Below are 12,342 nucleotides of genomic sequence, written 5' to 3' on the forward strand. Positions count from 1 at the left end.
GGTCTGTAAAATCTCTAGTCAACTTACCTTTATGTTATGTCATACAGGTTGATTTATGCAGGGGAGTGCTGGCGAGTTTAGTGGGGTGAGCGGAGACTCTAGGCGAATTTCGGCAAGACCTATCGCTTTATCGGCGCGCGTGACCATAATGGACGGACTCGAAAGGACTACCACCCACGGCTCAACGGTGATGATCCTAAGGAATGAATCTAAGGGGTGAGATCGATGACCAGTGACTTTGGTGTCCTGGAGACACAAGAAGGAATGATCCCGAGGGATCTATTGGAAATGAGTGTTCTCGTGCTCAAGACCATGGCTGATCCGTTGCGGCTTCAAATGCTGTGGGTGTTGTGTCGAGGTGACATGTCGTTACCAGAACTGGCTCAGCAAATTGGTGTGAGTCCAACGGTCGCAGGTCAGTTCTTGACGAAGCTTCGTGCTGCTGACGTTCTGCAAACGTCAAAGGTTGGTCGACACACAATCTATTCAATGCATGACGAACGAACCCGCCAGTTCATTTATCAGACCGTGGACTTTGCTGGACATCGGCTCGCACTACAGGATTCCGAAGCGTAAAAACTTGTTGCTCACGAAGCGTCGTATCCATGTATCTGGGCGGGTGATCACGTACTTCTGCGCAGGTTATCAATAAGCCGATAATCTACATTATGTAAAGTAGTGGAAAACTGGCTGTTCCCCATTGAGGGTCATCTAGGCGTTCAAACGTTGATAAAGCATCTAAACACCGATCACTCAATACCTTCCTCGCGACTGCCTGACGTGTTGGTGAACCTAGATACGCACATGTCCAACGAACGCAGGTCTTGCTGCGCTTGATTCGTGCGGCAGCTCATCGGTTACGACAGTGGTGTGTGCCCGCCAGTAAACGAAACGCTGAACCAGCGACTGAAACCCTAGATCCTTGCCAGTTCACAATCTGGGAGTCGAACGCTCGACAACACCGATCCGGCGACGTATGGGTATGTGTTCGCGGGTCCACGTTAATTGCACTTGCAATGACGTGCACGAGATTGAGAATCTGAGAACTCATAACCAAGACAGTCCGGAACTTACCTCAGCCTCGAGGTGTTGGTTGCTAGGCAGCTATGTGACGGGATCTCTCACAGTCGTTTGATTCAAAAAATTTGTCTCATTCAAAGGCGAGGAGTTCACGCGATAAGGTTGTTGAGAACTCAAACTCGAGTAGTACTCCCCTATCTTTCAAGGACTGACGCCAGACCATGTCACCTAGCGCTCTATACAGAACTGTCGCGCGTGCAGAAGCGATCACTTGGACTCTGTTAATTCTGGCCATGATTCTCAAATACGGAATCAAAGTCGGTGATTGGCCGGTATCAATTGCCGGGTTCATTCATGGATTTGTCTTCCTGTCCTACATCGCCACTGCAGTTCTTGTTGGTATGAACCAACGTTGGAGGAAGCGCCTTATTCTTGGCGCCGCCGCAACGTCCATCGTTCCGTTCCTAACTATCCCCTTCGACAAATGGCTTGAACGCAACGGTAAATTGGACGGTCAGTGGCGCACTACCGCCACGGATCACCCGGGCGATAAGTCCTGGATGGACTCGCTCATGAGGTGGTTAGTGGCCCGTCCAGTTCTCACCGCCGTCATCTTGTTCGTAGTCATCGTTGGGGTGTTTTCCTCCATGCTGGTCATGGGGCCTCCTGGCGGACGCAGCTAATCATCAGTTGACACTATGGCGCACAATTTATGAAATGTGCCCTCATTGCCTCTAGATAAATAGGAAGTGACCTGTCTGAACGCCGTTATGACGTTCAGGCAGGTCACTTCCTGTTTAACGCTAGTTATTTGTTCATGAAAGCGTTCATCTAGATCATTCGAGGAACTATTTTGATCATCAGCAGCATGGCCATCAGCTCTACGAGCGTCTGTGTGACTACAACAGAAGAAGTCAATGCGAATTCAGCGGGCAACGCTAGGGCAATCGGGAGCACAACGAGAGAGTTTCGAGTAACCCCACTGAATGTCAGCGCGCGTAGCGAACGGGTAGTCAGACCGAACGCTTTGCCAGTCAGTACTGAGAGGATCCCGGCTACAAGGGCGAATAAGGCGAAGACGAAGATCGGTGTCAGCAACTCCCCGAGCTGGGATGAAATCGAATGAAATTGTGAAGCAATAACAGCCAGTAATGTCATCATCATGATTGGCGCCATGAGGTAATCGGCAAGTGGTGCGACGCGGCCGGCCCAGCTGAATCGTGAAGCTAATAGTTGCATGGCACAGGCGAGGGCTAGCGGTAGCAGGATTAGCGTGACGAGCGCGTGGAGAAATGGACCCGGTGTGAAAACGGTCAACGACGTTTTCCCAACGATCAGATACATGTAGATAGGTATCAAAAGCATCTGAAGCACGAGCAGCAATGGTGCGGCGGCCAGCAGCTTGTGGTTATCTCCCCCGGCAATGCCAGAAAAGACGATGACGTAATCAACACAAGGAGCCAGCAGCACCAGCACAACACCGATGAGCACAGCAGTCTCGATATGAATAATCCGGGTCACCAGCAGCACAAGGCAGGGAACGAGTACAAAGTTCACCAATAACAGCGAACCAATGAACTTGATGTCTCGAAGACCATCAAGCAGGCCAAGCAATGGAATGCCCAGAAACGTTGAAAACATTAGGATGCCAAGAAGCGGATTGACGGCTAAGGAAAAGGCTGACGCTGAGCTTGGTGCTACTTCCCCAATGAGACATCCGGCGAGGATAGCAATGAGATAGAGCGCAATCTGATGCTGCTGTATCCACGCGCTGCCCGGCCATGCCTTCATGCTACTAATGCTAGTTGACGTGGGGTTCGGGTATGGCGCCGTAGTCAGCCGCAATGAATCCGCGTCTCGTGTGTCTGAGTCAACAGGCAAGTCTTCGCCATGGCTTTCTTAGCGAAGTGGCTACGACTCTAAGATGAGTGTATGAAGCAAAATCTCAGCAAATGGCCGATGCTGGCCGTCATTGACGTTGTTCTCATTATTCTTTTCGCGACGCTTGGGCGCCGTGAGCATGAACATGGCTTGGGCCTCGGCGGGATCCTGCTGACTGCGTTGCCGTTCCTGATTGCTTACGTCATCATGACGCTTGTGTCCAAGCCTTGGCTGACCATCAACAAGCTCTGGCCCTCGGGAATTCTCGTGTGGCTGGGAACGGTAGCCATAGGTATGGTCGTACGGATCATGATGGGCAAAACTGCGGCGTTCTCGTTCGTCATTGTGACCCTGATTGTCCTCGGGGTCTTCTTGATTGGGCGTCGCGCGGTAACGTCATGGATCGCTAAGCGATCACAACAACAAAAGGCCTAGCCCGTAAGAACCCGCTGCGATCAGCCCGCTGGCAAATGTACCCAGGATGAATTGCTCGGCGGCTCGGTGATCCTTCAATTCTGAGAATCGTCCCAGCCCCTTGATCGCCATGACGATAGCGATGCCTTCAGGCCAGCTAGCCCATAGGGTACTAACAATTGCGGCGCGTTCTAAGAGTCCGATCCATAAACCTCCTCGTAGTGGTGATGGGTCGGATTCGTCTTTAACAAGTGTTGAGTCATTCTTGGCTGCTAGGCGGAACACGAGCTCCGTAAAGGGTCCACCGAAGCTGATAGCAAATATTGAGGACAGGACGATGACGTAGAACGCCGGAACGTTTGAGGCCTGTGCCACTGAGTCGGTTACGGCCGCAACGACAGCGGAAACGATTGCTAGGATTCCGGCCGCGACGACCAGAAATTCTCGCGTGCCCGCGCGTTTGCCGATAGATGATCCAAAGTAGGCAGCCAAGCAGGAAAGAATGGTGGCCAGTCCAAGGCTGCTCCACGCGATCCAAAACATCTAAGACTCCCCCAGCATTTTCAGTTGCCTTGTTAGCGACTTGGCCGCTTCATCCATCATGCGGTTAGCTTCAAACCATAACGCGGCAGACAGACGAGATGAGACCGCTTGCTGGGTGATGCCCAGTTCCTTTGCTATTTGCTGTTGGGTTAGACCTTCGTCAGCCAAAGTACCGGCCTCCCAAGCGGTCGCTCGTCGCTTGGAAACGATGCAGGCAGTTAGCTGAAGCTCTGCTTCAAGTCGAGTGGCTTCGTGGGACGGGCCATGTACCGCTACGTGAGCGTTGGTATTTTTTGCTCGCTCCACGGCGACGCGGGCGAATTCAAAGGCAGGTCCGCGGCCGGCGCGAGTTTCCTTAGGAAGCGGGGTCTCCACTTGGCCGAAACCTAGTCCGACACTCCAGTCCCCCGAAGCTGCCATCATGACTGCCAGCCTGATTGCTTCGGACGCGTCATCCAATACAGCCTGAACTTCATCACCAGCGGTACGCTCAAATTGGCGGACAACCGCAACGGTGGCGTTCGCCTGCTCGATGAGTGTTTGAACCTTGTCCTCGGAGGATCTGGAACGCCGCTGGTCAATGGTAAGTACAATCATGCAACAATCATATAACTTTGTAAGTGGATATACCAATTTATAAGCCTGTAAAGAGCTTTCGATTCGAGTCGGTGCAGGCTCGCTGATTATTCATTTTCGACTAGAGTTGAAACTAAGTAATGGGTCTTCACGATGGAGACCACGTAGTGAAAGGCGCAGCAATGGTCACCGCATTCGTCATGATTCAGACGGCAACTGACAGCATCCCAGAGTGTGCACAGCAGATCTCCTCCATTCCCGGGATCAGTGAAGTTTATTCAGTCGCTGGTGACTGGGATCTGATCGCGGTGGCTCGGGTGCACAAGCATGAAGATTTGGCTGAAGTAATCGCCAATAAGCTCTCCAAGATTCCCGGCATTCGAGGCACCCAAACGCATATTGCCTTCCGCGCCTACTCGGATCACGACCTTGAAGCGGCGTTCTCCCTGGGTCTTGACGACTAATCACAACGCACAAAGGACGCCCCATAGTTGTTTGTAAACCAAACAACTAAGGGGCGTCCTTGTATGTAGAAGGTGTGGTTACTCCCCTACGATCTCCTGAGTAGTTTTTGACCATGATTCCAGCACGGCCTTGGCTGCGCCTGAATCGATAGAATTGGCTGCCCGGTCCATGGCAGTTCGCATCCGTTCAAGGAAGCTGCCCTCGCTAGAGCTGTCGTAGGCAACCATGCCGGCTGCTGCATTAAGCAATACTGCATCGCGCGCTGGACCAGTGGAACCAGAGACAATGTCCTTTACAACCTGTGCATTGTGTACAGCGTCGCCGCCGCGTAGCTGCTCGATAGTAACCCGGTCGATCCCTAGGTCTGCAGCGTCAAAGGCAAACTGGGTGACCTTTCCATCGCGTATTTCCCAGACCTGGTTAGCTGATGTTGTGGTCAGCTCGTCGAGTCCATCCTCTCCGCGGAATACCAGGCCACGTGAACCTCGGCTGGCTAGAACACCGGCCATGATCGGCGCCATGACGAGGTCCGAACAGCCGACCGCAGAAGCTGAAGGTAGTGCTGGATTGGTGAGCGGACCCATGAAGTTAAACGCGGTAGGGATGCGCAATTGTCGACGGGCCCCGGCCACGTGACGCATCGAGGGGTGGAATACGTTGGCAAAGCAGAACGCAATTCCAACCTTGTCATACACCTCTACAAGGCGCTCGATTGGTACGTCGAGGCGAACGCCTAGAGCTTCCAAAACATCAGCGGATCCTGATGAAGAAGAAGAGGCGCGATTGCCGTGTTTAACTATGTTGATACCGGCACCGGCGCACACCAGGGTGGCCATGGTGGAGATATTTACGGTGTTCTGACGATCCCCGCCGGTTCCAACAATGTCCAGAGTTTGTTCGACAATATTTAATGGCCGTGCATTGGCCACCATTGAGTCGACCAAACCGGTCAATTCGGCAACGGTTTCGCCTTTTGAACGCAACGCAACGAGGAAGCCGGCGATTTGAACATCGCTGGCTTCGCCGCTCATGATCTCATTCATGGCCCAAGCGGCCTGCTCGCGACTGAGATCGCCACCGCTGATCAGGGTAGCCAGAAGATCTGGCCACGTTGGGAACTTTTCGTATTCAAGGCTCGTTGACACAAATGAAAGCCTATCTAGCTAGCCGGTAGTAGCCCAATTCGTGAAGCCAGATGGTGTGGCATAAGTCGCTAAATCCCTAGAGGGATCAGGGATAAATAGGACACGCATCTGTTGCTTAAGCGATTGTTTCGCCAGACTCGCCGGTTCAAGCTCTACGAATTGTAGAAAGAGTTTTCTCGATACTTCCGCGTGTTTCCGCGGATGTTGTCCCTATGTGGCGCAAAAAACCTCCGACAACGCCTTTTTGCATTGGTATCTGAGGGGCATTTAGAGACATAATGTCAGTGTGACAACTGCGACTCATGCCCCAAATACGACGGCGCCACATGCGCCGAACCGCCCAAACATGGTGTCGGTGGGAACGATGGTGTGGCTCTCCAGCGAGCTCATGTTCTTCGCCGCCCTCTTCGCCATGTACTTCAGCCTCCGGGCTGCCGCGCCCGAACTCTGGGCGAATGAAACTGCCAAACTCAACGTGCCGTTTGCGCTGGTTAACACCTTGATTCTGGTGTCCAGCTCATTCTCGTGCCAGCTTGGTGTGTTCCGTGCCGAAGAATTCAAGCCTCGTCGTTCCGGCGGACTGTTTAACTTCAAGGAATGGGGAATGATTGAATGGTTCATTCTTACCTTCATCCTTGGTTCCATCTTCGTCTCGGTCCAGGCTTTTGAATACGTCACCCTCGTTCACGAGGGTGTAGCACTAAACTCGAACTCCTACGCTTCGGCCTTCTACATGACCACCGGATTCCACGGTATTCACGTGACCGGTGGCCTGATTGCTTTCTTGCTGATCATTGGTCGTGCAATGTTGGCTAAGAAGTTTGGTCACTTTGAAGCAACGGGTTCCATCGTCGTGTCTTACTACTGGCACTTCGTTGACGTTGTTTGGGTCGCGCTATTCGCGATCATCTACTTCTTGAAGTAGCAGCTTTTAGTAATAGGTTGCCTCAACAAGAAGTACGGCAACATCACACCTAAGAAACTAAGTGAGGAACCAGCAAGTGAAGGCTCTTTCGAAAAAGCGCCGCCACCCGCTCGCCGCTGTGGCCCTGCTTCTGTTTGGATTGCTGATTACCGGCAGTCTCTACACCGCAGCAGGAAACATTAGCGAAGCGAAGGCCGCGGAGACCACCGCAGCATCGCAGTCCGATGTTGACTCTGGTCAAAAGCTTTTCGCCGCCAACTGTGCTACCTGCCACGGCATGCATGCCGAAGGTTCTGACTCCGGTCCTTCGCTGATCGGCGTAGGCGCGGCGGCTGTTGACTTCCAGGTCGGCACCGGCCGTATGCCAATGCAGATGCAGGGCCCACAGGCTCAGGCCAAGCCAGCTCAGTTCGACGACAAGCAGATCTCTCAGTTGGCAGCCTATGTTGCCAGCTTGGGTGCAGGTCCGTCTGTCCCGGATGAAGAGTACCTAGACACCACCGAGGGCGACGCCGCTCACGGTGGAACGGTATTCCGCGTGAACTGCGCAATGTGCCACAACGCTGCTGCAGCCGGTGGTGCACTGACCCGTGGTAAGTTCGCTCCGACTTTGACGGGCGTAACCGAGAAGCACATCTACGAAGCGATGGCTACCGGCCCACAGAACATGCCAGTGTTCAACGACTCCAACATCACCCCAGACGAGAAGCGTGACGTAATCACCTTCCTGAAGACCATTGAAGCTAATGGTTCGGCTGGCGGCGCTGCGTTGGGTTCCTTGGGCCCGGTTGCTGAAGGCCTGTTCACCTGGACCGCTGGTCTGGGTATCATCATCGCCTTCACCATTTGGTTGACCTCGCGTCCTTCCTAAAGCGCGGCGCAAGCCGCAACATCACTACGTACATAAATTCCTAACAAAAGGATGAGAGAGAAACATGGGCGACCATAGTCACGGCAGTCCCGAAAACTCGGGCACCGTTGCTAAGGCTGACGATGTAGCTCAGGATCGTTTCCCAGATCCAGGCTTACCACCCCATCGTCCGCGTCTCGCAGATCGCGATCCGCGCGCAGCCAAGCGACACGAGCGTCAAGTAGCGCTCCTATTTACCATCTCCATCATCGGCACGCTCTTCTTCTTCGTGGCCTACTTCGTCCTGGGCCGCCTAGGCGAGATGTCCTTCGCTGAACTGCGTGTGCAGAACGCTGCTTTGGGCCTCGGCACTGGCTTCGCGATGCTCGGCATCGGTGTGGGTATTGTCCACTGGGCAAAGACCCTGATGCCAGATCACGAGCTCATGGAAATGCGCCACGAGATCACCTCTGAGGCTGACCGCCAAGATGCCGTTGAGATCGTAGACACCATCATCGAAGAATCCGGTATCAAGCGTCGTCCGCTGATCCGCAACACCCTGATTGGCGCCATCGCTTTGGCTCCAATTCCAGCCGTGTTCATGTTCCGCGACCTGGACCGTACCGGTAAGACCGCTCACCAGATGATTGACCAGATGCGCCACACCATGTGGGACACCGGCATTCGTCTGACCCGCGATCCATCGGGCACCCCGATCAAGGCATCGGATGTTCAGATCGGTTCGGCATTCCACGTTGTACCTGAAGGCATCAACGAGACCGAGAACCCTCTCAATGAGAAGGCTAAGGCCGTTGTACTGCTGATGCGTATGGATCCAGCTGAAATGCAGATCTCCGAGGGCCGTGAAGACTGGAACGTTGACGGTATCGTTGCGTACTCCAAGATTTGCACCCACGTTGGTTGCCCAATCGCACTGTACGAGCAGCACACGCACCACCTGCTGTGCCCTTGCCACCAGTCGACCTTCGACCTGACTCAGGAATGCAAGGTTGTCTTCGGACCGGCTGGACACGCTCTACCTCAGCTGCCAATCACCGTTGACGCTGACGGCTACCTGGTTGCACAGAGTGACTTCCACGAGCCTGTTGGCCCAGCCTACTGGGAGCGTGGCTAATCATGAGTGCATCTAACGAATACACCCCAGCGACCACCACCGGTCGTATTGCGAATTTTGTTGATTCCCGCGTTGGTGCCTCAGGCATCGTCAAGGAATTCGGTCGCAAGATCTTCCCAGATCACTGGTCATTCATGTTCGGTGAAGTGGCAATGTACACCTTCGTACTGTTGCTGCTCTCGGGTACCTTCCTCACCTTCTTCTTCGATCCATCGATGGCCCACGTGGTCTACGAAGGTTCGTACGTGCCAATGAAGGGCCTTGGAATGTCCACGGCTATGGCATCCACTATGGACATCTCCTTCGATGTTCGCGGTGGCTTGTTCATGCGTCAGGTACACCACTGGTCGGCATTGCTCTTCGTAGCTTCGCTGTCCGTGCACATGCTCCGCGTGTTCTTCACCGGTGCATTCCGTCGCCCACGTGAATTGAACTGGGTTGTTGGTGGCGTTCTGCTGATTATGGGTATGGCCGCTGGTTTCACCGGTTACTCCCTTCCCGATGATCTGCTTTCCGGTAACGGTCTGCGCATTATCGATGGCGTTATGAAGGCACTGCCAATCGTTGGTACTTACCTGTCGATGTTCTTCTTCGGCGGCGAGTTCCCAGGCGAGCATGTCATCCAGCGTCTTTACTCACTGCACATCATGATTGTGCCTGCAGTGATCATCTTGCTGATCGTCATCCACCTGTTCATGGTTGTGACTCACAAGCACACTCAGTACCCAGGCCCAGGTCGCACCAACGACAACGTTGTTGGCTTCCCAGTTGGTCCGGTTTACGCTGCAAAGGCCGGTGGATTCTTCTTCATCGTCTTCGGCATCGTTGCCCTGATCGCTGGCCTGTTCCAGATCAACCCGATTTGGAACTACGGACCATACGACCCATCCCCTGTTTCGGCTGGTACCCAGCCTGACTGGTACATCGGTTTTGTTGACGGCGCCCTGCGCTTGATGCCAGGTGTTCTTGGAAACTTCAGCTTCGAGTGGAACATCCCATTCCCATGGGGTACCAACACTCTGGTTCTTTCGGTTCTGTTGCCTGCACTGGTTCCTGCTGGCGCAATCTTCATGGTGATGTTCGCATGGCCTTGGATTGAGCGTTGGGTAACCAAGGACAACCGCGAGCACCACTTGCTGGATCGTCCGCGTAACGCTCCGTTCCGTACCGCCATGGGTATGGCCGGTGTGACCTTGTACAGCGTGATGTGGGCAGCTGCATCCTCTGACTTGATCGCAACGCACTTCCATGTGTCACTGAACGATGTGACGTACTGGTTGCGTACACTGTTCTTCCTAGGCCCAATCTTCGCCTTCTGGTTGACCCGTCGTATCTGCCTCTCGCTGCAGCGCAAGGATCGTGAGATCGTATTGCACGGCCGTGAAGCTGGCATCATCCAGATGTCCCCTGAAGGTGCATTCACTGAGAAGCACGAAGAGGTTGACGTGTACAAGCGTTACCTCTTGACCAACTTCGTGGATCGCCAGTACATCCCGGCAGAGCCTGACGCCGCTGGCCACGTCTCCGGTTCGGAGAAGCGCCGCGCAATGATCTCGAAGTTCTTCTTCGAAGATCGTGTTGCTCCTGTTACCCCATCGGAACTGGAAGCAGCACATGCTGCTCACGGTCACCATGAGGTTGAGGGCAACAAAGCAGACTCGATCGAGAAGTAATTCCGACTCGCGTTAGTCACTAAATGAGGGACACACCAAACGGTGTGTCCCTCATTTATTTAACTCCCAAAGCCACAGCGTCCCCCCTGCGCGCCGGTAACGGGGATGCATGAGCCACCGGGTGCTTCGGTGTCTGCGCAGGCTCGTGAAGCGGACCAGGGGCGTCTGAGGAACTGGTGAAGGCTGACCCACCTGCCTCAACGCGACACGGATGCTAATTTCAGGCAGCGAGCAAGTCTGGACCAGGGCAACAGTCCCGATTGGACGTGATGACCAACTCGTCCGTAGTTAGTCCAGGGTGAGCCCGGGAGCAGGCAGCTGAGCCAGACAGTTCTCTCAGCGTGACTCCCCCAGCTGATTCATCAAAAGCAGCCCACAGCCTTCTAGCTACGAGACGGGAAAGTTTTAGAGCAGTGGTGTCAGTACGCCTCGGTGTAACGCGGCGTACGGGTTCCAACACGCTGTAGCGGTACAAAGAGCTTGTAACGGTCCGAACGGTAGAGCGAGACCGAGTAGTCGGCCAGTCGCTCGCCAATATACGCATAGCGGGTGATCTGCAACAGTGGGAAGCCTGGCTCTACGCCCAGCAAATGCGCCTGTGACTTGCTTGCTGCTGTACTTTCGACCTGATCCTCACCCCACTCCAAAAGGATGCCGTAGCGCTCGTGCAGCGCCTGATACAACTTTGATGGCGGTTCGCCGTCGACAAAGCCTGGAACTAGATCCGCCGGCATATAGTTTTCGTCCAAACTCATGGGAGTACCGTCGGCCAACAGCAGGCGCTTAAACTGCACCACGGGTGCCCCCTCCTCAACCATGAGTTGCAGGGCAAGGTTCGGGCTGGACTTGATCTCCGCGAATGCGAGAACGTGAGCATCCGGGACCATGCCACGGCGCATCATGTCTTCGGAGTAGGAATGCAGCCTGACCCGTAAATCCAGTTTCTCTGGCACAACAAATGTTCCAATGCCAACGACACGCTTGAGCACCTGTTCATCAACTAGGGCATCAATAGCTTGCCTGATGGTCTTACGGGCCACCGAAAAGTGTTCAGCGAGTTCTCTCTCGGGCGGTAGCTTGTACCCTGGCTTGCAGGCTTCGCGCGCGTGGGTCCGCAGGATTTCTCTGATCTGCCGGTATTTGCTCTGCTTGCTCTGCGGATCAAGCTGAGCCTCAACTTTCGGCTGTGGTGCATGGCGCATGCTTGACCCTTCTATTCGAGCTAAGCCGAGACTGTGGTGTCGACCCTACTGATGTTAAAAGACTAATGGGGTGACAAGCAATTGCTTGTCACCCCATTAGGAGTACTGCTTAGTGTGCGTGGTCTCCACGGCTGTATTCGTAAACCCAGCCGGTCAAACCTACGATCGACAAACCTGCGCCGATGAAGAAGACCCACCAGCCAACGGCGACGCCCAAGAAGGCGATCGCTGCGGAACCGGCAAGTACCAGTGGCCACCAGCTCCATGGCGAGAACATTCCGATGTCACCGGCGTTCTCGTGGATCTCACCATCAACGCGGTCTTCGGGACGAAGCCCGACGCGCTTGGCGGTGAACATCAGGTACCAACCAACCATGGCGGACAGGCCCACGAGCATTAGCAATGCCATGAACCCAACCCATTCGCTCCAGTTGGTCATGTAGCCGTAAACGACTGCAATAGGGGCGAAGAAGAAAACGCCACCTAGGAAAATCCAGGATTCAACTTTCATCG

The 12,342-nt window shown here is 54.2% G+C and carries 14 protein-coding genes; 8 read left to right on the forward strand and 6 right to left on the reverse strand.

The genetic code is table 11. The features are described from left to right. The first annotated feature begins 225 nt into the window (after positions 1-225). Together AC1Z3F_RS05245 and AC1Z3F_RS05250 are read left to right on the forward strand one after the other, a co-directional pair. Positions 226-576, forward strand: coding sequence for an ArsR/SmtB family transcription factor (locus AC1Z3F_RS05245; protein ID WP_131088201.1), 351 nt, complete (start codon positions 226-228; stop codon positions 574-576). 665 nt (positions 577-1,241) lie between these two features. After that, entirely contained in the window at positions 1,242-1,703 is a 462-nt protein-coding gene (locus tag AC1Z3F_RS05250; RefSeq protein WP_131088202.1) for a DUF3817 domain-containing protein, read from the forward strand. A 148-nt stretch (positions 1,704-1,851) separates the two neighbouring features. Here AC1Z3F_RS05250 and AC1Z3F_RS05255 read toward each other — a convergent pair whose 3' ends face one another. After that, positions 1,852-2,811: a bile acid:sodium symporter gene (locus AC1Z3F_RS05255; protein WP_131088203.1), complete on the reverse strand. Its 960-nt coding sequence runs from the start codon at positions 2,809-2,811 to the stop codon at positions 1,852-1,854. Between the two features lie 141 nt (positions 2,812-2,952). Between AC1Z3F_RS05255 and AC1Z3F_RS05260 the strand changes: the two genes are divergently transcribed. Next, the gene (locus tag AC1Z3F_RS05260) at positions 2,953-3,336 is read left to right on the forward strand and encodes a DUF3054 domain-containing protein (protein WP_131088204.1); all 384 of its coding nucleotides are present in this window, start codon (positions 2,953-2,955) and stop codon (positions 3,334-3,336) included. Here AC1Z3F_RS05260 and AC1Z3F_RS05265 read toward each other — a convergent pair. Beyond that, positions 3,316-3,858, reverse strand: coding sequence for a hypothetical protein (locus tag AC1Z3F_RS05265; RefSeq protein WP_131088205.1), 543 nt, complete (start codon positions 3,856-3,858; stop codon positions 3,316-3,318). The genes AC1Z3F_RS05260 and AC1Z3F_RS05265 overlap by 21 nt on opposite strands. Beyond that, entirely contained in the window at positions 3,859-4,455 is a 597-nt protein-coding gene (locus tag AC1Z3F_RS05270; RefSeq protein WP_131088206.1) for a sigma factor-like helix-turn-helix DNA-binding protein, read from the reverse strand. A 161-nt stretch (positions 4,456-4,616) separates the two neighbouring features. On the opposite strand from AC1Z3F_RS05270, the gene AC1Z3F_RS05275 reads away from it, so the two are divergent. Further along, positions 4,617-4,898: an Lrp/AsnC family transcriptional regulator gene (locus tag AC1Z3F_RS05275; protein WP_131089764.1), complete on the forward strand. Its 282-nt coding sequence runs from the start codon at positions 4,617-4,619 to the stop codon at positions 4,896-4,898. 78 nt (positions 4,899-4,976) lie between these two features. Here AC1Z3F_RS05275 and trpD read toward each other — a convergent pair whose 3' ends face one another. Beyond that, on the reverse strand, positions 4,977-6,044 hold the full coding sequence (gene trpD, locus AC1Z3F_RS05280) for an anthranilate phosphoribosyltransferase (RefSeq protein WP_262197784.1): 1,068 nt from the start codon (positions 6,042-6,044) through the stop codon (positions 4,977-4,979). Positions 6,045-6,330: 286 nt separating this feature from the next. Here trpD and ctaE point away from each other — a divergent pair, with 286 nt between their 5' ends. The 4 genes from ctaE (at position 6,331) to qcrB (ending at position 10,627) form a co-directional block, all read left to right on the forward strand. Next, positions 6,331-6,969, forward strand: a complete 639-nt coding sequence (ctaE, locus tag AC1Z3F_RS05285; protein ID WP_262197783.1) for an aa3-type cytochrome oxidase subunit III — start codon at positions 6,331-6,333, stop codon at positions 6,967-6,969. Between the two features lie 76 nt (positions 6,970-7,045). Next, positions 7,046-7,840, forward strand: coding sequence for a cytochrome bc1 complex diheme cytochrome c subunit (gene qcrC, locus AC1Z3F_RS05290; RefSeq protein ID WP_131088209.1), 795 nt, complete (start codon positions 7,046-7,048; stop codon positions 7,838-7,840). Positions 7,841-7,904: 64 nt separating this feature from the next. Next, on the forward strand, positions 7,905-8,954 hold the full coding sequence (gene qcrA / locus AC1Z3F_RS05295) for a cytochrome bc1 complex Rieske iron-sulfur subunit (protein ID WP_131088210.1): 1,050 nt from the start codon (positions 7,905-7,907) through the stop codon (positions 8,952-8,954). Between the two features lie 2 nt (positions 8,955-8,956). Beyond that, complete coding sequence (qcrB, locus tag AC1Z3F_RS05300; RefSeq protein WP_131088211.1) at positions 8,957-10,627, forward strand: cytochrome bc1 complex cytochrome b subunit; 1,671 nt, start codon at positions 8,957-8,959, stop codon at positions 10,625-10,627. 419 nt (positions 10,628-11,046) lie between these two features. Here qcrB and AC1Z3F_RS05305 read toward each other — a convergent pair whose 3' ends face one another. Beyond that, positions 11,047-11,829, reverse strand: a complete 783-nt coding sequence (locus AC1Z3F_RS05305) for a GntR family transcriptional regulator (RefSeq protein WP_262197779.1) — start codon at positions 11,827-11,829, stop codon at positions 11,047-11,049. Positions 11,830-11,938: 109 nt separating this feature from the next. Further along, the gene (locus AC1Z3F_RS05310) at positions 11,939-12,340 is read right to left on the reverse strand and encodes a cytochrome c oxidase subunit 4 (RefSeq protein ID WP_262197778.1); all 402 of its coding nucleotides are present in this window, start codon (positions 12,338-12,340) and stop codon (positions 11,939-11,941) included. Positions 12,341-12,342: the final 2 nt, after the last annotated feature.

Source organism: Glutamicibacter sp. MOO4 (assembly GCF_056934395.1).